Source organism: Singulisphaera photorubra (genome assembly GCF_045290345.1).
Classification (GTDB): Bacteria; Planctomycetota; Planctomycetia; order Isosphaerales; family Isosphaeraceae; genus Singulisphaera.
Window position 1 is genome coordinate 10,234,292 of the sequence record NZ_CP155447.1, and the last position, 26,975, is coordinate 10,261,266.

The 26,975-nt window shown below is 62.3% G+C and carries 18 protein-coding genes; 11 read left to right on the forward strand and 7 right to left on the reverse strand.

The features are described 5' to 3' along the window. Positions 1 to 11 precede the first annotated feature (11 nt). From V5E97_RS38260 to V5E97_RS38285, 6 genes are all read left to right on the forward strand, one after another. Positions 12 to 1,502, forward strand: coding sequence for a S1C family serine protease (locus V5E97_RS38260; RefSeq protein WP_406696799.1), 1,491 nt, complete (start codon positions 12 to 14; stop codon positions 1,500 to 1,502). A gap of 564 nt (positions 1,503 to 2,066) precedes the next feature. After that, positions 2,067 to 3,788, forward strand: coding sequence for a cyanophycinase (locus V5E97_RS38265; RefSeq protein ID WP_406696800.1), 1,722 nt, complete (start codon positions 2,067 to 2,069; stop codon positions 3,786 to 3,788). Between the two features lie 149 nt (positions 3,789 to 3,937). Beyond that, positions 3,938 to 4,240 (forward strand): hypothetical protein, encoded by a 303-nt coding sequence (locus V5E97_RS38270; protein WP_406696801.1) that lies wholly within the window; start codon positions 3,938 to 3,940, stop codon positions 4,238 to 4,240. Positions 4,241 to 4,496: 256 nt separating this feature from the next. Then, complete coding sequence (locus V5E97_RS38275; protein WP_406696802.1) at positions 4,497 to 7,142, forward strand: cyanophycin synthetase; 2,646 nt, start codon at positions 4,497 to 4,499, stop codon at positions 7,140 to 7,142. Between the two features lie 301 nt (positions 7,143 to 7,443). Beyond that, positions 7,444 to 7,794, forward strand: a complete 351-nt coding sequence (locus tag V5E97_RS38280; RefSeq protein ID WP_406696804.1) for a hypothetical protein — start codon at positions 7,444 to 7,446, stop codon at positions 7,792 to 7,794. A gap of 140 nt (positions 7,795 to 7,934) precedes the next feature. Beyond that, complete coding sequence (locus V5E97_RS38285) at positions 7,935 to 8,900, forward strand: DUF1559 family PulG-like putative transporter (protein ID WP_406696805.1); 966 nt, start codon at positions 7,935 to 7,937, stop codon at positions 8,898 to 8,900. A 12-nt stretch (positions 8,901 to 8,912) separates the two neighbouring features. On the opposite strand, the gene V5E97_RS38290 is transcribed toward V5E97_RS38285, so the two are convergent. Both V5E97_RS38290 and V5E97_RS38295 read right to left on the reverse strand, forming a co-directional pair. Further along, entirely contained in the window at positions 8,913 to 10,343 is a 1,431-nt protein-coding gene (locus tag V5E97_RS38290) for a sigma-54-dependent transcriptional regulator (protein ID WP_406696806.1), read from the reverse strand. Between the two features lie 269 nt (positions 10,344 to 10,612). Then, complete coding sequence (locus V5E97_RS38295) at positions 10,613 to 11,554, reverse strand: alpha/beta hydrolase (RefSeq protein ID WP_406696807.1); 942 nt, start codon at positions 11,552 to 11,554, stop codon at positions 10,613 to 10,615. 670 nt (positions 11,555 to 12,224) lie between these two features. On the opposite strand from V5E97_RS38295, the gene V5E97_RS38300 reads away from it, so the two are divergent. Together V5E97_RS38300 and V5E97_RS38305 are read left to right on the forward strand one after the other, a co-directional pair. Beyond that, positions 12,225 to 14,213 carry a redoxin domain-containing protein gene (locus V5E97_RS38300; protein WP_406696808.1) on the forward strand — a complete coding sequence of 663 codons (1,989 nt, stop codon included), beginning with the start codon at positions 12,225 to 12,227 and terminating at the stop codon, positions 14,211 to 14,213. Positions 14,214 to 14,439: 226 nt separating this feature from the next. Continuing rightward, complete coding sequence (locus V5E97_RS38305; RefSeq protein ID WP_406696809.1) at positions 14,440 to 15,309, forward strand: aminotransferase class IV; 870 nt, start codon at positions 14,440 to 14,442, stop codon at positions 15,307 to 15,309. Between the two features lie 735 nt (positions 15,310 to 16,044). Here the strand turns inward: V5E97_RS38305 and V5E97_RS38310 are convergent. Beyond that, positions 16,045 to 17,115, reverse strand: a complete 1,071-nt coding sequence (locus tag V5E97_RS38310; RefSeq protein ID WP_406696810.1) for an ABC transporter permease — start codon at positions 17,113 to 17,115, stop codon at positions 16,045 to 16,047. Positions 17,116 to 17,297: 182 nt separating this feature from the next. Further along, complete coding sequence (locus tag V5E97_RS38315; RefSeq protein WP_406696811.1) at positions 17,298 to 18,302, reverse strand: ABC transporter ATP-binding protein; 1,005 nt, start codon at positions 18,300 to 18,302, stop codon at positions 17,298 to 17,300. Between the two features lie 291 nt (positions 18,303 to 18,593). On the opposite strand from V5E97_RS38315, the gene V5E97_RS38320 reads away from it, so the two are divergent. After that, complete coding sequence (locus V5E97_RS38320; protein WP_406696812.1) at positions 18,594 to 19,847, forward strand: AAA family ATPase; 1,254 nt, start codon at positions 18,594 to 18,596, stop codon at positions 19,845 to 19,847. Between the two features lie 778 nt (positions 19,848 to 20,625). Then, positions 20,626 to 21,408: a polyprenol monophosphomannose synthase gene (locus V5E97_RS38325; protein ID WP_406696813.1), complete on the forward strand. Its 783-nt coding sequence runs from the start codon at positions 20,626 to 20,628 to the stop codon at positions 21,406 to 21,408. A gap of 206 nt (positions 21,409 to 21,614) precedes the next feature. Here V5E97_RS38325 and V5E97_RS38330 read toward each other — a convergent pair whose 3' ends face one another. Continuing rightward, positions 21,615 to 21,971 carry a hypothetical protein gene (locus tag V5E97_RS38330; RefSeq protein WP_406696814.1) on the reverse strand — a complete coding sequence of 119 codons (357 nt, stop codon included), beginning with the start codon at positions 21,969 to 21,971 and terminating at the stop codon, positions 21,615 to 21,617. Continuing rightward, entirely contained in the window at positions 21,968 to 22,336 is a 369-nt protein-coding gene (locus V5E97_RS38335; protein WP_406696815.1) for a hypothetical protein, read from the reverse strand. The genes V5E97_RS38330 and V5E97_RS38335 overlap by 4 nt, the downstream gene beginning before the upstream one ends. Positions 22,337 to 22,718: 382 nt before the next feature. On the opposite strand from V5E97_RS38335, the gene V5E97_RS38340 reads away from it, so the two are divergent. Beyond that, positions 22,719 to 23,615, forward strand: a complete 897-nt coding sequence (locus V5E97_RS38340) for a ThuA domain-containing protein (protein ID WP_406696816.1) — start codon at positions 22,719 to 22,721, stop codon at positions 23,613 to 23,615. Positions 23,616 to 23,746: 131 nt separating this feature from the next. Here the strand turns inward: V5E97_RS38340 and V5E97_RS38345 are convergent, their stop codons facing one another. Next, on the reverse strand, positions 23,747 to 26,947 hold the full coding sequence (locus tag V5E97_RS38345) for an amidohydrolase family protein (protein WP_406696817.1): 3,201 nt from the start codon (positions 26,945 to 26,947) through the stop codon (positions 23,747 to 23,749). Positions 26,948 to 26,975: the final 28 nt, after the last annotated feature.

Sequence of the window (26,975 nt, forward strand, 5' to 3'; positions counted from 1 at the left end):
GAGAACGCATTATGAGAATACAACCGATTTTCATTGGTTTTGCCTTGCTCATCGGTGGCGTCATCGAGGCCTACGCCGCGGCGCCGGAAGACTCGGTCGTTCGGGTGTACGCGACGATCAGGGTGCCAAATCCTGTGCGGCCCTGGGCCAAACAGAATCCGGTCGAGTTGATGGGCACTGGCGTGATCGTTGATGGCAAGACCATCCTGACCAACGCTCACCTCCTGCTTTACGCGGACGATGTCACCGTCCAGGGCAGGCAAGGTGGGGATCGCTTCGAAGGAAAGGTGGCCACGGTGGGTCCAGGCATCGACCTGGCAACGGTCACGGTGAACGAGTCGAAATTCTTCGAGACGCGGCCTCCAATGCCCCGGGCGGCGCAACGACCTTCGTCCAACGTGGGCGTGGTCGTTTACGGTTTCTCGGTCGGAGGCAGTGGCCTGGCTGTCACGCGCGGGATCGTCTCGCGCGTCGAGTACGCCGAGTACAATGACATTGTTGAGGGGATGCGGATTCAGGTTGATGCCGCCGTCAACCCCGGCAGCAGCGGCGGTCCGGCCCTCGTTGACGGCAGAATGATCGGTCTGACTTTCGGCCAACTTGGTCGTGCCGAGAACGTCGGTTATGTCATCCCGAACGAGGAGATCGACGCTTACCTCGACGACGTCAAAGACGGCCGCTACGACGGCAAGTTGCGGACGAGCGATCGCTATCAGGTTCTCGAGAATGAGGCGTTACGCGCCCGACTCGGGCTGGCCAAGTCGGTCCGCGGGATCATGGTCAACAGGCCAGGCCGGAGCGACTCGACCTACCCGCTTTGTGAAGGCGACGTCATCACTCGTATCGGTGACGCCGCGCTCGACAACGAGGGGATGGTCGACTACGAGGAGAATCTGAGGCTGCCGTTCACGTCGTTGATTCCACGCCTGGCCAAGGAAGGGATCCTCCCCGTGACATTGGTTCGGGACGGCAAGTCTCTCGAGATCGGCCTCTCATTGAGCCGTGAGGACGACCGGCTGATCAAACCGTACCGAGGACAGTACCCCCCGTTCTTCGTCTACGGCCCGTTAGTCTTCTCGCCGGTCTTCGAGGAGGTGGTCCCCTACTACATCCAGGGTAACCCCATAGCGCTCGCGGGCAGCCCGCTCTTGAGTCGCGCTGGTGACCGTGCGGCTTTCCCGGGCGAGGAGTTGGTCGTGGTCACGGCACCACTGCTGGCCCATAAGATTGCGAAAGGGTACGGGAACTCGTTTGGACAGGTCGTGTCGCACGTTGACGGGGTGAGGGTGAAGAACCTCCACCACCTCGTCGAAATGCTCCAGCAAGGCCAGGGAGAGTTCGTCACGTTTCGCTTTTTCGGAGAACTGTCCGAGACGATGGTATTCCGTCGCGGAGCGATCGAAGAGGCGACCGATCAAGTCATGTCGGAAAACGGCATCCCACGACGAGGGAGTGGCGATGTCATGGCGATCTGGAACAAAGTCGCGCCCATGCCGCGCTGAGTCCTCGACGTGGTTCGTTTCATCCGAAGCTCGACCTGGTACGGCATTCGTCGCTTTCCCAGGTCTTCCGGTTGGATGACGTGGAGGCCCACGCGCCTTGGGTGGTCGCGGGGAATGGAGTCAAGATCGCTGTCCTGAGCTACCGCGGTGCGCCCGCCACCCCCAACTCTCTGCCGCACAAATCGTCAACACGATCGGTTACCAAATCTGACCTCCGCTTTAGTACCAGTGGGCAGGACGCTTCGAACGCAACTCAATCGACAATGACATGACTCAAGGGGAACGACGGCCACTGAACGAACGAAACGCATTGGGTTCAACCTCTTCCGTCTTCGCAGTCCAGCGAGCGATCGCGTGCCCCGCCTGCCTCGCCTCTCTCGGCTTTGCAAGTGAATCGTTTTGTTGAGTTGCATCTCAATTACTGATGGATCTCGATACCTGCACTGATCCGGCTGAAAACGGTTGAATCGGCATCCTGCGTGCTCATGATCAGTCTCGATGAGTTCCGAACGAGGCGGTTCCATGTCGATGATGACAAGCTGTCGAGCGACGAGAGGCCGATGCGTGTTCGTGGTGTTGGCGTTGACGATCCCTGACGTCTCCACCGGGGCCGAAGTTTCGCGAGGGAACCTGCTCCTGATTGGCGGGGGCCTTCGTTCCGAAAACGCGCGAGTCTACGGTGCGTTGGTCGAGCTAGCCGGTGGGAAGGACCGGGCTCGAATCGGGATCATCCCTGCGGCAAGCAGCCTTGACATGTCGGCACGGCGTGCGGCCGTATGCCTGGTGCGGCACGGCGTCCCTAAGGAGCGAATCCTGATCGTCGACCTCACCGCGGCCAACGCGGCCGAGAAGGCAAGCGATCCCGTCGTGGTGGATCAGATCCGGGGCTGTACGGGCCTGTTTATCGCCGGGGGCGACCAGCGGCTGGCGGCCGGGGCACTGCTTGGCGAGGCCGGTCGTGGCACGCCCGCGCTCGACGCCATCCGCGAGGTCCTGGGACGTGGCGGCGTGGTGGCGGGGACCAGTGCCGGGGCAGCCGTCATGGGCGACCTGATGATCTCCGCCGCGGGCGACCCGATCGACACGCTCGACTTCGGTCTGGCCGCGGCCTCACATCACCGCGGCGTCCTGGTCTCGCGCGGACTCGGGCTATTTCCGGCAGGGGTGGTCGATCAGCACTTCAACACGAGAAACGGCAGGCTCGCGAGGCTCGCCCGGGCCCTGGTCGAGCGGAGGATCGACCTCGGCTTCGGGATCGATGAGGACACGGCCGTGCTGGTGCGGGAAGGAGGCACACTCGAGATTCTCGGAACCGGCGGAGTGACGATCGTCGACGCCACCCGGGCCTCCCTCCGCGACGGTTCGTTCGGGGTGACATTGTCCGGCCTGGTCCTCGACTACCTGGAGCATGGCGACCGCTACAACGTCGCAACCCGGTCTTGCCTGATCCACCCGGACAAGCCCCGGATCGCTGCGGGCGGAGAGTCGTTCGGCGACCGGAGGATCGTCGCCGACCTTGGGCAGGCCGGGGCCCTCAGGCAGGCCATCACGAGGGGGCTTGTCGATAATACGGCGGCGTCGCAGGTCGGCCTGCTCCTCGATTTCGCGGGGGACCACGGCCGCGGTTATCGTTTCACCTTTTCCGAGACGAGCCAGACGCGCGGTTACTTTGGCCAGGTCGACGGTAACAACTCCTACGCCGCTCAAGGCGTCCGGCTCGACGTGCGACCGATCGCCGTCCAGGTCGACTCGTTCCCTTCCGCCACTCCTCCCGAATCCGAGGGCCTCCCAAGCGAAGCGGCCCGGGCGATCGCCAACCGTGGGATCCTGCCGGCCGATCGGTACGGCCGCATCCGGCCCGATGAGCCGATCACCAGGGCCGAGTTCGCCAGCGCCCTGGCACGAGCGACGGGTCTCGAACGCGGGCGAGGACCCACCCGGCCCGCCTCTGACGTCGCGGCCTCGTCCGAGAACTCCGAGGACATCATGGCGGTCATCTCCGCCGGGTTGATGGATCTGGAGGGTGGGGCCTTCCGCCCCGAGTCGTTCGTCTCCTCCGCTGAAATGGCCTCGGCGTTCGACCGGGCGCTACGCCGGGTCGAACCCTTCGCCTCGATCGATCGGCCTCGTGTCCCCGAATCGGCCCGACGCGTCATTGAAACGAGTTGGGTGCCCTTGCTGCGGAAGCCGGCTGGGTCCGTCACTGCCCCAGTCGATCCTTTCGGCCCTGCCAGGCGAGGCGAAATGGTCGAAGCATTCTGGCAATTCCTCGGACTGTCCCGATGACGGATCGAGAGAAGGCGATAAATAAAACTCCGGACGATCCAGCCATAAACGACTGGAATCGCTGGTCCGCCGAGTTCGCGTCGTTCGCAAGGCCATCCCGTGTTCAGCCGAACCGACCTGGTCCCAAGCATCGAGGGGAGCCAATGGCGATGAACGTCGAATTGCTCAATGTGCGTCCCGGTCGAATCATCGCCGTTCCTCACCGCGATGATGTCGTGGGAACCCCCTACGCCGTGCCAAGTGGCTGCGTCGTCGAAGCCATCCGCGTGGGCTCGCGAAATGGAGTGTGCGCGGATTTGCCGCCCTACTTCGCGCTGGACGGTCGCGATCGACCAGCGACGCCGGAGACCCCTGCGGACGAAATCTCGTTGCTCCCCCTGAGCGGCCTCTATCGGATGGCCTCCGGGGAAATCGCGGCGGTCTACGGTGCCGTCGCCAATCCCATCAACTGACCTGTTGCAGCCGGCGTATCCGCCATCGCCGGACGAGGTAAGCCCCACTTTGGGTGAGGCTCGCCTCGGATCAGATGACTGGGTAAGAACCGTGGATTCCAGGTGGATCGAAGCATCCTTGTTGCGGCAATCACAAATTCACTGCCGCATCAATATGCAAAACATAACACAAACACTAAATACATACAAACCATAAAACAAACCATATTTACGAAATCGACACTCACCTCGAGAATTACCGGCAAGAGGAGTTACCATGATCGTCCGAAAGCTATGGGCGCTACGCGGCCCGAATATCTGGGCTCCTCATCCCGTGCTCGAGGCCTGGGTTGATCTGGAAGGTCTCAAGGATGATCCATCGTCCGGAGTCCCCGAGTACTACGCACGAATCTTGGGCTGGCTCTCCTTCTGGGATTCGGGTGAGAACTCACGATCCGAGCGCGAGTCGCTCCGCGAGCGATTGTGCCATGGGACAGGTCTGGCTGACGTCTTCGCCGGCCTCACCGGGGTGCTCCAGGCGATGGCCGACCCGGCGATCGGGGCGTATTGGACGCGGCCTACAGCCGAGGCGGGGGTTTATCGGACGGCGATTTCGTATGCGGATGAAGGTTGGGGACGTGCTTGCCTGGACGCCTCCCTCAAGATCGTGCAGGCCGCAGTAACTCAAGGGTCTCTGGACCCGGCGGCCGAGGCCGATCGCCTCCGCGACCTGGCCAGGCGACTCCGGCCCACGGTGGCCGTTGAGGCGATCCTCGAGGCGGCCAGGGCGCGGGGAATCCCGACTGCCAGGCTGGACAAGGACCGGAACGAAGGTCTCATCCTGCTGGGCCACGGTGCGCGGCAACGCTTCTACCTCGGCGCCAGGACCAGCCGCACCGGCGCCATCGCCGAGAAGATCTCCAACGACAAAGAATTGACGAAGTTGATTCTCCGAGCATGCGGCGTTCCCGTCCCATCCGGACGGCTCGTCGCCAACCTCGAGGAAGCCTGGGCGACCGCGCTCGAGTTGGGCTTCCCCGTCGTAATCAAGCCCGGGGATGCCGAGAATGGCCGCGGCGTGGCCCTCCAGCTGGTAACTCGCAAGCAGGTCGCGATCGCCTTCGCCGAAGCACGCAACTGGAGCGACAAGGTCCTGGTCGAGCATGCCATTCCCGGCTCCGAGTACCGGCTGCTGGTCGTCGGCGACTGCGTCGTCGCCGCAATCCGCCGCGACCCGCCGCAAGTCGTCGGCGACGGGCGGTCAACGATCGCCGAGCTCGTCGCCCGGCTCAATGACGACCCCAGGCGCGGCGACGACTGGAAAACTCCTCTATTCCCGATCCTCCTCGACGCAAACTCGACGACCGTACTTGGCGAGCAGGGCTATGTCACCGAGGCCGTCCCTCCGGCCGGCGCCGTGATCTTGATCCGGCGGAATACGCACCGCCGGGACGGTGGCACCGCGACCGACGTGACGGACCTCGTTCATCCTGAGGTGGCCGCACGCGTCCGCGAAGCGGTCCGGATCGTCGGCCTGGACGTGGCAGGAGTCGACGTGGTGATTCCAGACATCGGCAGACCGTTTGAAGAGCAAGGTGGGGCAATCATTGAAATCAATGCCGAGCCCTCGCTCTCCATGCACCTGGTCCCGAGCTCGGGGATGGTCCGGCCTGTCGGGAAGGCGATCGTCGACCTGATGTTTCCTGGGGAAGAGCGCGGGCACGTCCCGATCGTTGCCGTGACCGGGACCAACGGAAAGACGACCACGACCCGGCTGATCGCCCACATCCTTCGCCAGGCCGGGCGGACGATCGGGATGACGTGCAGCGACGGGATTTACCTCGATCAGCGGCGGATCCAGGCGGGCGACTGCAGCGGACCGCAAAGCGCCCGGACAATTCTCATGAACCCGCGGGTCGAGGGGGCCGTGCTGGAGACGGCAAGAGGAGGGATCTTGACGGGCGGACTCGGGTTCGACCGATGCGATGTCGCGGTGGTCACGAACCTTGGCCAGGGCGACCATCTTGGCTCTCACGACGTGGCAACACTCGACGAGATGGCCCGGGTCAAGAGCACGGTCGTCTCGGTCGTCGCCCCCGACGGGGCCGTTGTCCTCAATGCGATGGATCACCGAGTCGTTGCGATGGGGACCTCGAGCCCGGCACGTCTGATCTACTTCGCGCGGGATGGCGACTGCAAAGTGCTCGATCGGCATGGTCGGGCAGGAGGACGCTCAGTCTGCATCCGCGGTGGAGTGATCCTCCTGGCCGAGGGCGATCGGCATGAGCGGCTGATCGCTAGGTCGGACGTGCCACTGACTCTTGGCGGTCTGATCACCTTCCAGGAAGAAAACGTACTGGCGGCAGTCGCGGCAGCCTGGGCACTCGGTCTGCCCAGCGAGACGATTCGCGCGGGGTTGGCGACATTCGAAAGTAAGACCGAACTCGTGCCCGGCCGGTTCAACATCTTCCAGGCCCACGGTGCAACCCTGATCGTGGACTACGCGCACAACGCCTCGGCGCTTCGGTCACTCGCCGAGGCGCTCGATCGCTTTTCCGAGGACAAGCGTCTGATCGTCTACTCCGCGGCAGGAAACCGGCGTGATGAGGATATCATCGATCAGGGCATGGCCCTGGGAAACGGCTTCGACCAGGTGTTGCTCTACGAGGACGGATGCAACTACAAACGGCCGGACGGCTCCGTCCTTGCTCTCCTACGACAAGGTCTGTCCGTAGGAGGACGCGTCCAGAACGTCTTCGAGACGCGGGGCGAGCTGGTCGCAATCGAACGGGCCCTGGATAATCTAGGACCTGGCTTGCTCGTGGTCTTCGTCCCCGAGTCGATCGAGGAATCACTCAAGTTCATCCGATCCGCCTTGGCCGCAAGCACCGAGGAGCGATCGCGCAAACACAACACTTTCTAATTTCCACCACAGCAAACATCAGCATTTAATGATACAAATATGAAACGTTTCTCTATCTGCTGCCGGTGGTGGTCAAGACCTACGTCCGGCGCAAGATTCGCCTGGAGCCATTGCCGGCAGATGCCCCGGACTTGAACCCGATGCACTGCGAATTCTCGCTCGGATGGTGCTTGGCGGTTGAATTGCACGGCTGATACCGCTTGACAGGATTCCAAGATCTGCCTCAATATATTGGACACTCCGCCCTCTCCGGGTTTACCGGATCGAATCGAATGGGACGAGTGTGTTGGGGATTTGATTATTGAGAAGGTCTCGGTCTTGGTTAGTTCTGCTCTACCTGCTGGCCACAGTGCTGGTCCAGAGTTCGCACGACCACGGCCGTGCGGACGGGGTGGAAAGTTCACAACACGAGGCTGGCTGCGCCGATCCCAGACCGCATATCGCAGGGCACTGGTCGCCTGACCTCTCCCACGATCACGACGAGTGCTTGGCCTGCCAGTATCGGGCCGATCATCAGGCCTGGATTCTCACCCCTTTCTGCCTCGACCGGCCGATCGGTTTGCTCCTCAAGGCCTCAACTGGCCCCTCCACGTCGATCACGTCTGTCCGCTGGAACACCTGCCGAGCCCCCCCGGAACGTGAGACCGCCTGAACGACGCTCCATCGTGTCCCGCGCGATGTCGTCCGCTGTGTGGTTTTCATCGAAAACCGTTCCCCTGTGGCTCAGGCTCACGGCGGCCTTGGTGCGCATTCTGATGCGCCCGGTTTCCGTTGAGTGTTCCGGAGATTCTCATGTTTCGATATACGCCGCGGACTCGTCCGCGAGGGTTCACCCTGATCGAGCTTCTTGTCGTCATCGCCATCATCGGAGTCTTGATCGCACTCCTGCTCCCGGCCGTGCAGTCAGCGCGCGAAGCGGCCCGACGCTCGCAGTGCGTCAATAATCTCAAGCAGATCGGCCTGGCGATCCATAACTATCAGAGCGCCATCGGCGCCTTCCCACCTGGCTACGTCAGCAACTGGAAACGCGACACCAGCGACGAGGGAACGGCCGAGGACGACCTCGGTCAGGGATGGGCATGGGGGAGCATGATCCTCCCACAACTCGAACAAACCGCGGTCTACAATGCCATCAATTTCAACTTGACCATGACCTTTCAGGACAACGTCACCGCGCAGTCCATCAGGTTCAATAGCTTTCTCTGCCCCTCCGATTTCCCCAAACAACTCGTTCCCGTGCGGGACGAGACCAACACACAGACGGTCTACACCGTGGCCTCGGGCAATTATGTTGGCATGTACGGTATCGGCGAGGTCGGCGAAGCCCCTGGGCGTGGCACGGGAATGTTCTTCCGCAATAGCCGCCTGAGCTTCGCCGACATGACCGACGGCTCGAGCCAGACGATCATGGCGGGCGAGCGAAGCTTTAACCTCAGCTACGTCACCTGGACCGGTCGAGCCATCGGCGGATGGCTCCACAAGACCTCTTCGTTCGAGGGTGGAAACGACCAGTACGCCGTCGATCCCGAAGAGTCATTCACGATGATCCTCGGACCGATCGGAACCGAGCACGGCCCGAGAACTCCGAATCATCAGATGGCCCACGTGGAGGACTACGCGAGCCGGCACCCCGGCGGCGTCAATTTCGTGTTTGGCGACGGCTCGGTGAAGTTCATCAAGAACACAATCACCCCCGCCGTGTACCAAGGGTTGGCAACACGGGGCGGGGGTGAAATCCTCAGTGCCGATAGCTATTGAGTCGAAGACGGTTCAGACCGGCTCCACCAGGGCGACTTCCTGGTGGAGCGGAGACTTCGACTTGAATTCGGCCTTGTCGATGCCATAACGTCGGAGCTTCTCGCTGATGCTCCGCCGCGACAGCCCGCAATGAGCCGCACAACGATCGATTCGGCCTCGATACCGCGAGAGCACGCGCTGGAGATAGGCACGTTCCACTCGTTCGGTCAATTCATCGGTGATCAACTGGAGCGGCCGATGCAGGTCGAAATCGAGGCTGAACGGTTCCTCCCGTGTGGAGACCACCTGCGGCGGCAAATTATCGGGTTCGATCACCGGCCCCGGGGTCGTCACCACGGCTTGCTCGATCACGTGCTCGAGCTCGCGGACATTGCCCGGCCAGTCGTACCGCGCCAGCCTCGAATAGGTCTCGCGTGAAAGCGTCTTGGCGGGCAGCCGGCGCTCCTGCAACCGCTTGAGGATGTGCTGGACCAGCATCGGAATATCGTCGGCGCGATCGCGAAGCGCGGGTAGCTCAATCGAAACGACGTTCAACCGATAAAAGAGATCTTCGCGAAACCGGCCGGCGGCCACCGCTTCGGCCAGGTTGAGGTTCGTGGCCGCGAGCACACGGCACTCAGCCTGGATCACTTCGGATCCACCCACGCGTTCGAAAGTCCCGTCCTGGAGCACGCGCAGCAACTTGGCCTGCATGCCCAAGGGCAACTCGCCGATCTCGTCGAGGAGAAGGGTTCCCCGCTTCGCCTGTTCGAACCGGCCCTTCTTCTGACGATCGGCGCCGGTGAACGCCCCCTTCTCGTGGCCAAAGAACTCGCTTTCGAGCAGCGGTTCGGGCAAGGCCGCGCAATTCACCGCGACGAGCGGCTCGCGTCGGGTGACATCGCTATAGTGAATCGCCTGCGCCACCAGTTCCTTGCCGGTCCCGGTCTCGCCCGTGATCAAGACGGTGCAAGACGATGAGGCCACTCGTGCCACGCGGGAGAAGACTTCGCGCATCCGGGGACTCTTTCCGAGCAGGTTGTGGTAAGCGCAACGCTGCTGCACGCCATGCCTGAGCGATTCGACCTCGTCAAGCAGCTTGCGATCGTCAAGGGCCTGCTCGACAAGTACGCCAAGGCGAAGCGCGTCGATCGGCTTGAGCAAGTAGTCGTAGGCGCCAAGCTTCATGGCCGCGACGGCCGAATCAATCGAGGCATGCCCGGTCATCACGATCGCGGTGACCGGCAAGTCGCGCTGGCGAATCTCGCGAATCAGATCGAGGCCGTTGATCCCAGGCAGGCAGAGGTCCGTCAGGACCAGGGAGAAGTTTCGCTCAACGATCCATTCCAGGGCGGTGGTCCCATCATGGGCCACTTTGATCCGTCGATCGGGGGAAGCAAGGAGCTGGGACAACTGCTGACAAATCAGCTCGCTATCGTCCACCACAAGGATGCGTCGATCCATGGCGCCCTCATCCAAGGTTGAGGCGGGTGGGACTACGTTCCCGTACCTCCCAAGGAGCCTGGTCGAGATCGTCTCGGGCTTCGGAAGGGGGGAGAAAATCCTAAAGAAAGTAGACTACGCCGATTCCAAGGGTTGTCAAGCCGAGGTCCCAGCTCTCGCGCTCGCCGAGACCAAGAATCCAGGGCCCAGGACAACCATGATCCACCTTCCCCTCCCATCGTCTCACTCATGATCGCGAAGCGGAGGGGGCAGGGGACTGCCATGTGGAATCACGGAGCCGTCGCGAGATTCCGGTCAAGAAACTCGTAGGCACGCGTGCGCTCGGCCTGGGGGAAATCGTGCTCAGCATCGGGATAGACCGCGACAAGCCGATCGGAGGCCCCGAGTAACCGGTAGACAGGCTCGGCGGCGACGAGGCACTGTTTGACTCCCCCAACCGCGAAGTTGTCGTCTCGGATCGGCGAGTTGGTGAAGAAAGCGCGAGGCGCCAGGGCCCCGATCAGTTCCGGGAAATCAAACGGAACCTTATTGAGATCAAGCTGATACGTGTCCTTGAGCCGCGGCATGTACCCTTTGTGCGACCAGCCCGTGATGTTCCCATTGCTGTAGGATGGGAACGCATTGAAGCCGCACGACGAGACGACAGCCTTGATCCTGGGGTCGAAGATCGCCACGAAGATCGAATTATGTCCCCCAAGCGAGTGCCCAATGACGCCGATGCGCTCCGGGTCGACTTCATCGAGCGAACTAAGAAGGTCGACCGCGCGAAGATGGTCCCAGATTCCCTTCATGGACGCGCTGGCGTAACCGAGAGCGTAAGCGTCGACTTTGCGCTCGCCGAAGTTCGGATAATCCGGAGCGATGGTGACGTAGCCTCGCTCCGCGAGTTCTTTGGCATAATGTAGGTTGGGCATACCGCCAAGCCCTGTCGGCTCGTCCTTCCCGATCGCGGTGGTCTGATGCAAGCAGAGCATGGCGGCATGCTTACCGCTCGACTTGGGGATCAGGAGCCAGGCGGGAACCCGGTCACCCGGCTCGCTGGCAAAGCTGATCTTCTTGCGGACCAGGGTTGGTTCATCAACTGTCTCGAGGACTTTGAGATCGAGCGGAACCCGACGCTCGCCACCGGGCAGAGGTCCCATGACTGCTTGGAGGTTGGCGATGATGTGGGCACGGCGGACCTGCCAATCCGTGGCCGACCGGACCGGCACTTCCGCCCCTCGGCGTTTCTGACCACCAGAAGCCGGGCGTGATCGGGGTAGGTCGGGATTTGCGGATCGCCCGCCGTTGCCCGCGCTCCGGGGAGAGCGATCAGAAGGCAGATCGCGAGTCCTAACCTGGTCGAGACCGATCCAGGATGAATTCTCGATGACCAATCGAGGGGTTTTGCTCCCCCAAACTGGCTCGAGCGTTGAACGACCTTCATGGATGCAAACTCCTCGGAGAAGGATCGAGAACATGACAAGAGCCCCCGAGTTTGCGGATGTTCGACGGCGAGTGCAACGCCTCAGACGCCTCAGATCCAGACAAAGTGGTCCAGGACTCGCGACTCCAGGCACGCGCTTTGCCCATTTGGACGGCATCGGGCCAGGCCCCACAGACCTCTAAGGCTGGAGAATCACAGTTTTTGGTTCCCGCCTTGAGCCCCAGGGCCGAGAACGCCGATGAAAACGGAGAGAGCGGTCGCGCCTCTGGTGACGGATCCACCGAATTGGCGAAATGACATGCGGGGGCAGTTGCCCTAGTAAGTTTTACAAAATCCAGTTTTGCGGTCACGTCGATCCGACGATCAACGGCGTGCCCGAGGACTGGATCCCCCGACCGTGGAACGGTCGGCGGTATGATCCCGGGGCATCGACCCCTGCCAAGTAGGAGACAGCCATGCGGTCTCTGCGGACATTGACGGTCGCGGCCGGCCTGTTGGGAATGACCCCGTTCGTGGCTATGGGCCAATCGAAAACGACGCCAGCGGCGTTGCTGGATTTCAAGCCCAGCCTCAAGGGGGTCGAGTACGAGTTGGTGACCGACCCCGCGGCGATCAACGCCTGTAAGGTTGAGGCAGTCACCGACGCCAATAAGCAGCAGGTCGGCTTTGCGCTTCGCGACGGTCAGGGAAAGTTGCTGCGCAAGTTCCTCGACACCGACGGAAATCGTCTCCTCGACCAGTGGAGCTACTATCAGGACGGTTTCGAGGTCTATCGTGAGAACGATCTCAATAATGACCGAAGCCTCGACACGTGCCGCTGGCTGAATGCTGGGGGCACCCGAATCGCGACCGTCAAGAGCATTGCGAAAGGCGCCAAGGAGAACGAAAAAGACAAGGAGTGGAAGGTCCAGATCACCGGCTGGAAGCGCCTTTCCGCAGAAGAGGCCTCGAAGGTCTTCGTCCAGGCGCTCGTCTCGTCGGATCTTCCCCTGATGGAGTCGGTCCTGGCGACCCCCGAGGAACTGACGGCTTTGGGAGTTCCTCAAGCGACGATCAAGCAAGTCGCCGATGGCGCCACCAACCGGGTTACCGAGGTCAGAGCGGTTCTGCAAAACCTCAAAGGTTGGAACAGCCAGACCGTTTGGAGCCGACTCGATGGGATGATGCCCCACCTCATTCCGGCCGACCCCTCGACGTCGTTGAAGCAGGACCTGATTCTGTACGAGAACGCGGTCATCTTCCCCGCGACCACGGCCGGGCAGGCCAACGCCCCGAACATGGCGTTCCTGCAAGTCCCCGAAATGATCAAGCTGGGCGACGTCTGGAAGTTCGTCGCGTTGCCTCGGGCCGTCGATCCGACCAAGCCGCTGGTCGCGAGCGAAGGGGGAATTCGCTCCTCGCTCTTCCAGGAGCATGGGGCCGTCGCGGGCGGGCCTCAAGATCCCGAGGTGGAAACCGCTCTGAAGGAACTCGCCACTTATGACGAGGCCAATGCCAGCGCCGAGTCGAAGACGGCCTTGGCTCAGTTCCACCGCGGCCGAATCCCGCTGCTTCAGGCGGTCGTGAAAGTTGCGAAGACCCCGGAGGACCGGCTGATCTACAACAAGCAGATCGTCGATAGCCTCGCGGCAGCCTACCAGACGGGACTCTTCGCCGCCGGACTGGGGGCCCTCGACAAGTTGGTCGAGAGCGAGCAGGGGAGCAAGCTCGGAACCTACGCGGCCTTCCGCAAGATCTTCGCCGAGTTCGCCGCGAAGAACGACGAAGGCGGCAACGTGATGGCCAACCAGAAGAAGTGGATGGCCGATCTCAAGGGTTTCGTGGACAAGAACCCGAAGGCCGAAGAGTCGCCTGACGCCCTGCTCCAACTCGCCAGCGCCCACGAATACAATGCCGAGGAGGACGAGGCGAAAACCTTCTATAACACCTTGACTCGCAGCTTTGCCGACACCGACCAGGGCCGGAAGGCGGCCGGTGCCCTGAACCGGCTCGACCTCGTGGGCAAACCGCTCGACATCAAGGGTCAGAGCCTGAACAAGGAGACGATCGACACCGCGAAGTCACGCGGCAAGGCGTTGCTCGTCACCTTCTGGGCCACGTGGGCCGACCCCGTCAAGAAGGATCTGCCCGAACTCGTGAAGCTCTATGAGAAGTATCACGGCCAAGGTCTCGACATCGTGGGCATCTGCCTCGACGAGAGAAGCGAGGACCTCGACGAGTTCCTCAAGGGCAATCCGCTCCCCTGGCCGCAAATCTACGAGCCGGGTGGACTCGAGAAGAACCCGTTCGCCAGCAGCTACGGCATCATCGCCCTGCCGACGATGATCCTCGTCGACAGCCAGGGTAAAGTCGTCAACCGGAGCATCCGCACGGCCGCCGAGCTCGAGAAGCAACTCGAGAAAGTCCTTGCTTCCAAGGATGGCGTCGCGCTCGGAGCCAAGTGAGAAGAACGCGACCCGGCTCGTGCTTCGATCGGAGTATTGAGGAGGCCGATCTCTCGCCCGACGCGAGAGATCGGCCTCGCTCCATTGCCGAGCGAGGGTCCGGCCGTTTATCTTTGAGTTCATTCGACCTCGTATCGAGACGAGCCGTCTGATCCTCGACCCGATCGGACGTGGCTCAATAACGATGGCTTTATATTTGCCCCTCTTTTGCGGAGACGTACGACCGATGGAGAGTCTGGCCTGCCTCAATGGCGAACTGATGCCGGTGGACGAGGCGCGGATCCCGATCTGGGACCGAGGTTTTCTCTTCGGCGACGCCGTCTACGAAGTCATGCGGATTTACCAGGGCCGCTGCTGGCTCGAGGAAGCGCATCTTGGCCGACTCCGGCGAAGCCTCGCCTCCATGGAGTTTCCCGCGGTCGACCTCACAGAGCTGATGAACCGCGTGAATCGCACGATCTCCGCCAGCGGAGTTGAGGAAGGTACGGCCTACCTGCACATCACGCGAGGTGTGGCCCCCCGTGCGCATGCCTTCCCCGACGCATCCGTACCGCCGACCGAGTTGATTGTCATCCGTTCGTATGATGATACGCAGCCCTCTCGAAACCGGGAGAGCGGGGTCGCGACGTTAAGCCAACCTGAACTGCGATGGAAACGCTGCGACGTCAAGTCGACCAACTTGCTCGCCAACGTCATGGCGCATGAAGCCGCGCACCGTGCCGGTTGTTTCGAGGCGATCCTGGTCGGTGAAGACGGGCTCGTGACCGAAGCCACCCACAGCTCGGTCCTCTGGGTCCGCGATGGCCGGCTGGAGGGAACACCCGAAGACAATGGGATTCTGCCGGGGACGACCCGCCGGTTCCTCATCGAGGCGGCCGGGGAAACCGGCATCCCCTTCGCGGAAGCGCGGTTGAGCCTGGACGACCTCAAGCGGGCCGATGAAGTCCTGCTCGTCGGTACGACCATCGAGATTTTTCCGGTCATCCGGATCGACGACACACCGATCTCGGGGGGACAACCGGGGGCTCTGACCAGGCGGCTTCAAGCCACGTTCCGTGAGGCGATTGAACGCTGGCTTGCCCCTCAAACCGTTTGATCGATCGGGGCGAGGGCCGACGGCTCTCCGCCCCTCTTTTCTCTTCTTTCTGATTCTGACCGAGCGCCTAGTAACGTGCCCGCGGGAGCCCGAATGTCCACGTCCGACGAGCCGCTCGACGCATTCGAAGCCCATTTTCATCGCGACCCGATCCCGCAAGGGGGGATCCGGGTCATCGTTCTTTGCCAGGGGGAAGCGGTCCGATCGGATGAGGTGGCCGCTTCCTTGGAAGAGCTGATTGTCGAGCGAAATCGAGCCGTCGAAAGTGTGATCGTCCCGGTCACAGGCCGAGGTTGGAACCGGGCTCTGGAGGAGGGTCTGCTCGGAACCAGCGTCCCGCTCGTCCTGGTGACGACGGCTCGTGAGCGTTGGACGGCCGCCCATCTCGATCCCTTGCTGAAATCGATCGACGCCTGCGATCACGTGATTGGCAGGCGCCACGTCTCTCTGGTGAAGCGAGTGTTGCGCTGGATCAGTCGGCTGCCTTGGAAACCCGTTTTCGGCGTGCCCGTTCTCGACGTGCACTCCCCTTGCCGGCTCCATCGATTCGAGAAGCTGGAGGCCATTCCGCTTCAGTCGATCTCAGAATTCCTCAATGTCGAGATCCTGGCGAAAGCGACCTTTTTCGGCCACTTGATCGATGAGGTCGACGTCCCACCGCTCGACCGGCCACCGCTCTCAAGCTTCGGACGCGATTGCATCACGCTCTTTCGGCGACCGGTTTTCAATCGCGGCTCAAGTCCAGCGGAAGATCCGAAGGGCCAGGCAGAAGGAGGCGATGGCCCAGACGGCGAGGATCGCCAGGGCGGGGGTCACGTCGAGCCAACCGGCCCCTTCGAGAATCACCCGGCGCAGGGCGCTGATCAGCTGGGTCAGGGGGAGCGCCTTGATGAACGGCTGAGCGACGTCAGGGAACCGCTCCGAGGAGAAGAAGACCCCGGAGAAGAGCCACATCGGCAGCATCACCAGGTTCATGAGCCCGCTGACGGTCTCGGTGCTCTGGGCCCGGCTCGCGATCAAGAGGCCAATGCCCGCGAAGGCCAAGGCGCCCAAAACGTCGACAACGATGATCAGCAGCCAGCTCCCGTGAACGGGCATATTGAAGACCAGGGTGCCCAGAAGCATGAGCACACCCAGGTCGGGCAGGAGAAAGGTCAACCGCGCCCCGAGCAAGGCGAGAAGGAAGTTGCGCCGGGGCATGGGAGTGGCGACGAAGCACTTGAGCAGCTTGGCCATCCGAAAGTTGACCAGTAAGAAGCCGATTCCCCAGAGCCCCCCGCCCATCGTGTTCAAACCGATCAGGCCGGGGATCAGGAAGTCGATGTACCGCGAACCGGGTTCGGTGACCTTGATATCTTCGGTCGCGACCGGATCCTTCCTCCCCGCCGCCGTCTGAAGGATATCGTCGACCGCGGCGCGAGCCGCAACGCCCTCGGGACGCGTGGGATCGTACCGATAAATGATCTGCGAACCATTCTGCTCGACCACCAAGGGCGTCTTGCCGGTCATGAGCCGGCGTCTCGCGTCCTCAGCCGAGCCGCTTTTAAGTTGCAGACCTGAGCGTCCATCGCGACGAGCCGTCGCGTCGTATTCGAGAAGCGTCTTTTGAACGGGCGAGATGATGGACGATCCGACCTCGACGACATCGAGCTGAATGCTCTCCGGCGCCCGACTCCGGAAAGCAAGGCCCAAACCGATCGCCAGGATGGTCGGGAACCCGTAGACCCAAAAGATCCGCGCAGGCTGGCGATAAAACTCGCGGATCCGGCTCAGGTACAGTTCGCGCAACGAGTGAGAGCGGGACATATCGAATTCAAGCCGTTTTTGAGGAAGAGGGCGTCGCGTCGGTTTCAGCCAGGTTGTCGTTTTTTCAGCCGAGGGTCCGTGCTCACCCTTCGGGAAGTCACGCTACAAATCCACAAAGGATCCAATGTCGATACTCGAGGGTCCGATGGGCTTACCGGCCCCTGCGTGGGTGGCTTGCGAGATCAGGCTCTCCCCCGTCGCCTCTTCTTCCGGGTCGCACCGTCCTTGGGGGCGTCTTCAGCGCCATTGTCGCGGAGGTGGCGACCGGTGAGCGCCACGAAGACATCTTCGAGGCTGACCTGACGGGTTGTGAGGCGGGCGAGAGGCCGCCCGGCCTCTTCGAGGTGGTCGAGGAGAGCGGGAATCGCCCGGTGCGGTTCGCCGACGGTCAGTGCATAGCCGTCCCCATCCAGACGCGTCGACAGGACGGACGGCAAGCCGCTGAAGCTGGTAACGTCAAGCGCCGGGGCCTCGCCACCGAGGGCAAACTCAACCACATGCTCGCCGCCAAGCCGGGAGATCAGGTCGGCGGGGGAACCGAGGGCGATCACCTTGCCGTGGTCGATGATGGCCACGCGATCGCAGAGCCGCTCGGCCTCATCCATGTAGTGCGTGGTCAGGACGGTGGTCCGCCCTTGATCATGCAACCCTCGGATGACTTCCCAGAGTTGCCGCCTCGACTGCGGGTCCAGGCCGGTCGTCGGCTCGTCGAGGAAGAGTAACTCGGGGTCACCCACCAGCGCAATCGCAACGGCCAGCCGCTGCTGCTGCCCCCCCGAAAGTTGCTCAACGAACGTGTTTGCTTTCCCTTCCAACGAGACCCGAGCGAGAACGTCGTCCGGTTCCAGCCCGTCATTGTAGAAGCTGCGAAACAGGCGAGTCATCTCACGGACCGTTTGCTTGTCCGGGAATCGCGTTTCCTGCAAGGTCACACCGATCCGCTCGCGGATCTGCGTCTCGTTCTCCTGCCAGCGAAGGCCGAGGACCTCAACCTCTCCCGAAGTCGGTTGGGTCAGTCCTTCCAGGATTTCAACGGTCGTTGTCTTACCCGCACCGTTCGGGCCGAGCAAGCCGAAGCACTCCCCGACGGGAACCTCCAGGTCGATTCCGTTGACCGCATCGACGGGACCGTCGCGGCCGGGGTACTGTTTTCTGAGGTCTTTGACCCGGATTGCCCAGTCGCTCATGAACGCGCAACACTCCGACGAAAGTAGCAGCAACGCCCCCGGAACGGCCTCGAGGGGATGTGATGATTGTACCCCCCAACCGATTCCCCGCACACCCCCGAGCCAACCACCCGCGCCATCGATTCGAGCGTGGTTCAAGCCGAGGGGAGAGCATCACCGATACTCGAAGGAGAGGGAGCGACCAGCGAAGGGCGCGTTTGTACGTGCCGATCGCGGGAGGCAAGGACGGCCCTCGAGGACGAGGTTGTGGCGAGTCGGCCCGAGCCGCGACCCACGATCGGGAAGGGGATCATGATGGATCAAGTTTGGGCGAAGCCGTGGGAACAGAGTGGCCGGGTTGGTGACTTGCCTGCCGGGTTCACCCTGCCGAGCCGAGTCGCCGCCCTCAATGCCCTCCTGCCCGCCTTGCGGTCGCAATCGGGCCTGGTCCTCGTGACAGGTGACGCCGGGGTGGGAAAGACCTGGCTTCGCGGCCGAATTCAGTCCGAGCTTCCTTCGGACTGGAGGGGAGTCGCCATCGACCCGTCGCCGGCCAACGACCCCGCCGAGTTTTACCGCCTGATCGGCCATTCCTTGGGGCTCCAGGAAGCGAGGGGACTCGCCGCGGCGCGGCTCGAGCTTGCCGACTTCCTCAAAGAGAATGCAGCGGATGGACTCTCCTGGGTCCTCGCCGTGGATGAAGCTCACGGGCTTTCGGTCGAGGTTCTGGAAGAGATCCGGCTGCTCTCGAACCGGCTCGGATGCTCCGATGGATTTGCGGGCCTGATTCTGGTCGGGCAAACCGCCCTGGCACGTCGCCTCTCGTCGCGCGTGCTCGCCGGACTCGCTGCCAGGATCGCGGCCCGGACCCATCTCCGATCCCTTGATGTCGAGGAAGCCCAGGCTCTCGTTGAGCGAATCGCTCCGAGCCTTGGACGCCAGACCGAGGCTCTCGAATTCCTCCATCGAGAGACCGGGGGCAATCCGAAGCGCATTCTCGACTGGGCGCGGTTCCAACGGTCGATCGCTCCACCCCCGCGAGCGAGCATGACACCGATCGAGTCGATGCCGAAAGTCGCGGAGGAGTCCCGAGAGCTCCCCGGCCAAGCACCGACCACCCCGGTCGAAACCTTGGAGCGAGACTCCTGGGATGGTCCCGTACTCGGCCAGGGCAAACCTCCGCTGCGGGTCGAGGACGGACTGATCGAGGTCGGTTGGGAACCTGAATCGGAATCCCTCAACAACGAAGCGGGGGACGACACGGACCCTGCGTCGAGCGCAAATCAGAACAGGTCACCCTTGGGTGAAGAGGCCATCAACGATCGCTACACCGCGTTGCAGGCCTGGAATGAGTGGGCACGGAACCAGGGGCGTGCCACTGCCGTCGAGCCTGCTGAACAGCCCGACGTTCAGTCCACTCCCACAGACGAGTTCGACGATGAAGTCGCGGAAGCGCCGTCGGAGCTCGCCGCCGCAAATCCCGGTGTCTGGTCGGAGGGGCAGCAGAACTTCGCCCCTTACAGCCAGCTCTTTACCCGCCTCAAGCAGCGCCGGGATTCTCACTAGATCGATTCACGGCTAAGCTGCCCACGGCGAAGTAGCCTGGCTCGGAAGACAGGGTGCTGACGCTCGCCGCTGAGCGAGCGTGGAGTGTCCGCTCGCTGCCTTCGTCTGACTTCACGCAAAACCGAGCGGGAGGGTCCGTATGCGCACAACCCAAAGAGATACTGCCCTTTAAACAAGGCCGAAAAGGCCATCGGAAGTGCGGCGACGCGCTCAGTGAGCTTTCACAGGCCGACCGGACCACCTTGTCGTGCTCCATCATACGAGCGGGCCGCCTTGGGCTCGCCGCGCGGGGGCGACCCGAAGTCGCGTTCGAATGCAACCGAGCCACGGCCCCGCGCCATAGCAATCGACCCGAACCCCCTATTTCCCCTCAGCGAAATTTTCCGCAACGCTGGGGGAATCGACTGATGAAACGACTCAGATTCGACCGAAAGGTTGATAGTGACCCGCGATCGTCATCTAAACCGTGACGAGGGTCGCCGCCGTTCTGAAAAGCAGGTGCCGCCGAAAGTCGATCTGGTGCTCCCAGTAGCTCTTCTTTCCCGAGAAGGGCGCGACGGCGGTCGATCCTGTCCCTTGTGCCCTTCGGGTCGCACGGGCCGGGCCTCCGAAAGGCGGCACCTGCTTTTTTTTTCTGCCGAGGCTCACACACCTGATTCCTTGCCTCAAGAGCTCCCACCGCCTGGCGAGTCGCACGACGACTCGGTAGGCTGAAAATGAACTGCTCCTTTCCTAGCGTGCCGGCCCCATCGATCGAAGCCTCCGGGATGTGCTGTCCGTGTCCACTGCTCCCAATTCTCCGGCCGATGGTCCTCATCGGTTGCTCGTATCCCTGGCCACCTTCAACGAGGCGGGTAACATCCGCTCGCTGGTCCAGGAGATCCGTCAGTTCGCTCCCCACGCAGCCATTCTGATCGTTGACGATAACTCGCCCGACGGGACGGGGGCGATCGCTGAGGAACTCAAGGCCGCCCTGGCTGAGATCCACATCATCCACCGCCCGACCAAGCTCGGATTGGGCTCGGCGATGCTGGACGCGATGAGGTTCGCGATCGAGCATGATTATGACGCCTTGCTCACCCTCGACGCTGACGGCAGCCATCCACCCGAGTGTATCCCTGCGATCCTCGCCGGGATGCGTGACCACGACGTGATGATCGGGTCTCGCTACGTCAGGGGGGGAGGGGTGGAAGGTGAGTTCAACCTGAAGCGGAAGTTCATGAGCACGGGGATCAATTGGTACGCCCGGCTCTTGCTTGGCCTCAAGACGAAAGACAACAGTGGCGCCTACCGGTGCTACCGAGTCACCAAGCTCAAGCAGATCGACCTGAACCGGATCCGTTCGCGCGGATACTCGTTCCAGGAAGAGATCCTCTTCTGGTGCCGGATCGCCGGCTGCCGAATGGGAGAGACGCCGATCCTGTTCAAGAACCGCCGCTCGGGGATCTCGAAGATCAATCAGCGTGAAGTGATCCAGGCGCTTCGGATCATTTTCCAACTCGGAGTCGACCGGGCTCTGGGAAAGACCCGGGTCGAACCTTCGACATCAAGAACCGGTTGAGTTCGTCGGGCGACGAAATCCCGGGGCGGATCGGTCAGGTGATCCCGCCCCGAGTGTGACTGGTGAGCAAAAGCGGTGGTTGCTCGGTCCGGCTTGAACAAACGCCAAGAGCGTTTTCGGAGCCAAGGGACACAACCTTCCCAACGAAACCAACGGCGAACAGGTCGCCCGTAGCCGCTGGGATCGCAACCGATCCGGAAAAGGGCCTAGACGGCGTCATACTCGCGGACGGTCACATAAACTTCTTGGCAGGTTTCAGCAATCTTGTCGCCCAGCCCGTGATGCTTGGTTTCAAGCTGGCTGGAGTACATGCCAAGCACCTTGCAAAGAAATGCCCCATGGCACGAATCGGTCTCGCTACCGAGCTGTTCCAACGACTCTTCGATCTGGTCGGCCAGGTAGAGCAAGAACTGCGCCTGTCCTTTGACGTCGGCCAGAGAGCGGAGAAGGTCGGGGGAAATCGATCCCGCGGGAGACGTTTTCGAGGAGGGATCGACCGATGACATCGACTCACGACCTCGCATGTAGGTGCTTTCTTCAGCCCCGTTGACGACCTCGTTCATACGCCGTCTCCGTTCTGACCCTCGAACGAGCTCAATGCACTCGTCTGATGGTCGTTGAATGAATCCGCCGTAGAATTGTCGAAGGAATTCACGGTGTTGTGGATGATCGTATCGAGTTGGCCACACAGCTCACCGACCATTCGCATGTTTTCACATTCGACGGCCAGGTTAGAAGCGTGCATCTCGATTAACTGCCGGATGAAGATACGCGTCCCCGCCTCGGGCTCTTCCTGGAATCGTTCGACGTCGGCGACGGCCGCGCGGACCAGGTAGTCCATGAACTGGAGTTTGCCCCGAATCGTGGAGCAGAGCTTGGCGAGTTGAGCGTGTTCCGAGGTGTCTTGCGTTTCCGTCAGTTGTGACATCCTTATCATCTCTCCCCGACCTCTACGGCCGGATGCTCGATGGAACTGTGCCAATCAAGTCTTCGGCCGGCATCGTCCGCGTCGAACTCTCGAGAGAGTCGACACTTCCTTGTGGTCTCCAAAAGACAGCGGACAGGTTAACTCGTAACTCTTCCGGCCGCAAGCAAAAACTCGGCTCGGTGAAGAGACCATACATCCGTCATGATCTGCCCTCGGACGGAGGCGCTCCGGAGCTTACCCGCCTCGCGTTCGGAGGAATCGTTTGAGTCCCGAGGATTTTCTCAGCGAACCCAGGCAGTCTGCGAGTTAGGATGCCGGGCGGACCGCGATCGATCCTGGAAACCGGTCGATTCGCTCTCACTCACCTTCCGGAGAGTTCCAGATGATGGACTTGAACCGTCGCCAGATGCTGTTCGCCGCGGGCGCGGCCATGATCGGCTCGGGGACAATGTCCCGCGTCCTCGCCGCGGCGGACAAGGGAAGTCCGAAAAAAGTTCTCTTCTTCACCAAGAGCTCGCGTTACATCCATTCGGTCGTCAAGCGCGACGGCGACAAGCTCTCCCTCGCCGAACGAATCCTGACCGAGATCGGTAAGGAGCACGGCTTCGAGGTCGTCGCCACCAAGGACGGCCGGATGTTCGACCCCGACAAGATCGGTCAGTGGGACGCGTTTGCGTTCGAGACGACGGGTGACCTGACGGTCCCTGGCGATGACAAGAGTCCGCCCATGACGAAGGAAGGCAAGGACGCCTTCCTCGACGCAATCCGCCAGGGCAAGGGCTTCGTCGGAATGCACTGTGCCACCGACACCTTCCACGGCCCGAAGGACGGCCCGCTCGATCCCTACATCGAGATGATCGGAGGCGAGTTCATCGTCCATGGCGACCAGCAGAGAACGCGGCTCCTCGTGGTCGACCCCGCGTTTCCAGGCGCCAAGGCGTTCGGTTCGTCATTCATGATTCAGGACGAGTGGTACGCCCTCAAGAACTTCCAGGACGACCTGCACGTCATCATGGTCCAGGACACCGAGACCATGGAGAAGACCAAGGGGTCAAACAAGGCCTACGACCGACCCAATTTCCCCGAGACCTGGGCCCGGATGCACGGCAAAGGCCGGGTCTTCTACACCTCGATGGGCCACCGCGAGGACGTCTGGGAAAACCCGCTCTTTCAGGGCCTCTTGATCGGCGCCTTGAACTGGGCGACCGGCAAAGTCGAGGCGAGCGTCGAGCCGAACGTCACCAAGGTGACTCCCGGCTACCACAAACATCCTGCCTGAGCTCCCAACCGCATGAGGCCGGGCGGCCAAGATCCGCCCGGCCTCATGGCAGTAACCCATGCATCTCTTGACCTGTTTATAAGTGAATGAACAGGCCTGCGGTGCGAGCCCTCGCGTCCGGATCGGACGAATCAAGGGGCCTTCGTCTCATAGACCACCTCGCCATCGACGACGGTCATGACGACCTTGGCCCCGAGCAACTCGAGCGGCTTGACCTGAAACAGGTCGCGGTCGACGACCGTCACGTCCGCCCGCATCCCCACCTTCAACCGTCCGAGCCGGGCCTCGTCGAATGACGCGTGGGCCGAACCTGCGGTAAAAGCGCGAAGCGTTTCTTCCAGATTCATCTTCTGATCAGGGTGCCAGCCCGACGCAGGTTGCCCCTTCTCGTCCTGACGCGTCAGCGCCGCGTAGATCCCATAGAACGGGTTGACGACCTCGACCGGAAAATCACTCCCGAAGGCGACGGGCACGTTTGCGTCGAGAAACCAGCGCCAGGCATAGGCTCCTTGAGCGCGTTCCGGGCCGAGCCGAGCGTCGGCCCACCGCATGTCGTCAATCGCATGCGAAGGCTGCATCGAGGCAATGACGCCGAGCGAGGCGAACCGAGCGACATCCGCTTTCCGAACGACCTGGGCGTGCTCGATCCGGAGCCGCGGGTCCTGGGCGGCCGGCACCACCTCGCGGGCTTGCTGGTAAGCGTCGAGCACCAGCGAGTTTCCACGGTCTCCGATCGCGTGCGTGGCGATCTGCCAGCCATGACGAAGGCCTTGCTCGGTCGCCGTCGTGAGCAGCTTGGGATCGATCAGGAGCAGCCCCTTGTTGCCCGGGTCGTCACTGTAGTCCTCACTGAGCAGCCCCCCCCGCGACCCCAACGCGCCATCAATAAAGAGCTTGATCGCTCGCAACACGAACCGGGCCTTGGGGGCGGCGGCAACGGGTGGATGGCTGGCAAATTCCACGAGCTGCCGGTCAGGAATCGAAGCCATGCCATACACCCGAAGCTTGAGCTTGCCCGCCTGGTCGAGCTCGCGATAGGCCTCGGCCATCTTTATCGAAACGCCCGCATCATGAACCCCCGTCAGCCCCGCCTGGAAGACCAGCTCCTGACCGGCCAGGATCCGACGAGTGAGGTCCGCTTTCGAGTCACCGGGTCGGTGTCGCGAAACGAGGCTCATCGCACCGTCGATGAAGACCCCGGTGGGGTCGCCATTCGGATCGCGAATGATCTGCCCGTCGGTGGGGGCCTCGGTATCGCGATTCACCTTGCCCCGGCGGAGCGCTTCGGAGTTCGCCCAACCCGCGTGGCCGTCAACCCTGACCAGCCAGACGGGCCGATCCGGCGCCACCAGGTCGAGCGTCTTCGCCGTCGGAAAGTCCCCCCCCGGCCAGAGGCTCTGATCCCAGTTCTGCCCAATCACCCAGGAGTCCCCGGGATGGGCTTCCATCCATGCTTTGACGCGTTGAGCCACGTCTTCGAGTGAGGCGACTCCGCGCAGGTCGAGTTCCTCACGACTCGATCCAAAGTCGCAGAGATGACCATGTGAGTCGACCAATCCCGGGGTGGCGAACGCATCGGGGCGATCGACGACCTGTGTCTTCGGGCCACGAAAGGCGAGCACCTCATCCGCCGTCCCGACAGCGACAACCACGCCATCGCGAGCGGCCAGGGCCTGAGCCCAGGGGCGATCTTGATCGCCGGTCCAGATTCGACCGAGCTTCAGGATCAGGTCGGCGGGGCCATCTTTGGTCAGGCGCAGGGCCCGACCGGGCAGCTTCTTATTCGGTTCTCCTTGCGCGATGACGGCCACCCCGTTCACGAACAGGTGATCCACACCGGGCGCATAGCGGGTCGGATTGTCAAACGTGGCGGCGTCGCGAAACGTTTTGGGATCGAAGACGACCACGTCGGCGAACGCTCCAGGGCGAATCACTCCCCGATCGGGCAGACGGAGGATCTCCGCGGGAAGTCCTGAACACGAACGGATCGCCTTCTCGAGGGTCATCACGTTGTCGTCGAGGGCGTAGCGAATCTTGCGAGGGAAAGTGCCATAGGCGCGGGGGTGAGGGCTGTCCTTACCGGTCGGGACGTGAGTGGAACCGTCGGAGGCGGTCGCCACGAAGTCTTCTTTCATCACCTGGCGGACATCATCCTCACTCATCCCAAAGCTGATCGCCTGCGCCCCGCCGTGGCGCTGGACATCGAGAACGACCTCCACCACGGTCGTTCCTTCCTGGGCGGCGATGGCCGCGAGGTCACGGCCCACTCGCGTCGGTTTCAGGGGATAACGCGCGATCCGGATCGCGGCCCCCCCGTTGCGCTTCTCGAGCGACTCCTCGATCTCCTGGCGAAGCTTTTTGCCCCGGACAGCATCGGCCGCGATCTGAATAAAGTCCTCGGTGCTCCCCTGTAAGGCCCAGTGGGGGACGACCATGGCCGCGAGTGCTGTGCTCGACGCCACGTAGGGATACTGATCCGCCGAAACAGCCTGCCCCGCTTTCCTGGCCTCGGCGATCCTCTTGCAGGCCTCGACCGTCAATCCCCAACTCGACTTGCCCGACGCTTTGAGGTGAGAGATATGGACCGGAATCTTGGCCTGGCGACCGATCGTGAGCGCCTCGTCGATCGAATCGAGCAGCCCGTTCCCCTCGTTCCGGATGTGGCTCGCATAGAATCCACCATGCTGAGCCACGACCTCGGAGAGCTCGACCAGCTCGGGAATTTCCGCATAACGGCCGGGCAGATAGATCAGGCCGGTGGACATTCCCCACGCCCCGTCCTTCATTCCTTGCTCGACGAGCCGCTTCATTCGAGCCAGCTCACGCTCGTTCGGAGCGCGGTCGATCTTACCCATGACTGACGAGCGTACCGCCCCATGCGGAATCAGATGGATCACATTCGTCCCCGCACCTCGATCGTCAACCGCATCGAGATACTTGGCAACGTTGAGCGCTCCACCACCGCAGTTTCCAGTCACAACGGTCGTCACCCCTTGCGTCTGAAAGTTCACGTTCGCGCGTTTGGGGGCGTCGAGAATCACGCTGTCGGAATGAGAGTGAAGGTCAATAAAGCCCGGAGCGACCACTCGTTCCGACACGTCGAGCACTTTCACACCTGGGGCGACCTGGAACTCCCCGACCGCCACGATCCGGTCCCCCCGGAGAGCGACGTCGGCCCGGCGACCCGGCGACCCCGTTCCGTCGATCAACGTCCCCCCCTTGAGAAGCAGATCGGCGACGACAGCGCCACTACGGTCCCCCGGCTCCTCAGCGGCCTTTGCCTGCGCCAAGGCAAGCCCAATCAAAGTCGATAAAACGAATCGCCTGAGCACGTCGTTATTCCTTCCTCGTCACATTGCA

What these genes read in the sequence shown, in the direction of transcription:
- V5E97_RS38260 (WP_406696799.1), top strand. Translation starts at nt 12, where the DNA reads ATGAGAATACAACCGATTTTCATTGGTTTTGCCTTGCTCATCGGTGGC.
- V5E97_RS38270 (WP_406696801.1), top strand. Translation starts at nt 3,938, where the DNA reads ATGAACGTCGAATTGCTCAATGTGCGTCCCGGTCGAATCATCGCCGTT.
- V5E97_RS38275 (WP_406696802.1), top strand. Translation starts at nt 4,497, where the DNA reads ATGATCGTCCGAAAGCTATGGGCGCTACGCGGCCCGAATATCTGGGCT.
- V5E97_RS38285 (WP_406696805.1), top strand. Translation starts at nt 7,935, where the DNA reads ATGTTTCGATATACGCCGCGGACTCGTCCGCGAGGGTTCACCCTGATC.
- V5E97_RS38290 (WP_406696806.1), bottom strand. Translation starts at nt 10,343, where the DNA reads ATGGATCGACGCATCCTTGTGGTGGACGATAGCGAGCTGATTTGTCAG.
- V5E97_RS38300 (WP_406696808.1), top strand. Translation starts at nt 12,225, where the DNA reads ATGCGGTCTCTGCGGACATTGACGGTCGCGGCCGGCCTGTTGGGAATG.
- V5E97_RS38305 (WP_406696809.1), top strand. Translation starts at nt 14,440, where the DNA reads ATGGAGAGTCTGGCCTGCCTCAATGGCGAACTGATGCCGGTGGACGAG.
- V5E97_RS38310 (WP_406696810.1), bottom strand. Translation starts at nt 17,115, where the DNA reads ATGTCCCGCTCTCACTCGTTGCGCGAACTGTACCTGAGCCGGATCCGC.
- V5E97_RS38315 (WP_406696811.1), bottom strand. Translation starts at nt 18,302, where the DNA reads ATGAGCGACTGGGCAATCCGGGTCAAAGACCTCAGAAAACAGTACCCC.
- V5E97_RS38320 (WP_406696812.1), top strand. Translation starts at nt 18,594, where the DNA reads ATGATGGATCAAGTTTGGGCGAAGCCGTGGGAACAGAGTGGCCGGGTT.
- V5E97_RS38330 (WP_406696814.1), bottom strand. Translation starts at nt 21,971, where the DNA reads ATGAACGAGGTCGTCAACGGGGCTGAAGAAAGCACCTACATGCGAGGT.
- V5E97_RS38335 (WP_406696815.1), bottom strand. Translation starts at nt 22,336, where the DNA reads ATGTCACAACTGACGGAAACGCAAGACACCTCGGAACACGCTCAACTC.
- V5E97_RS38340 (WP_406696816.1), top strand. Translation starts at nt 22,719, where the DNA reads ATGATGGACTTGAACCGTCGCCAGATGCTGTTCGCCGCGGGCGCGGCC.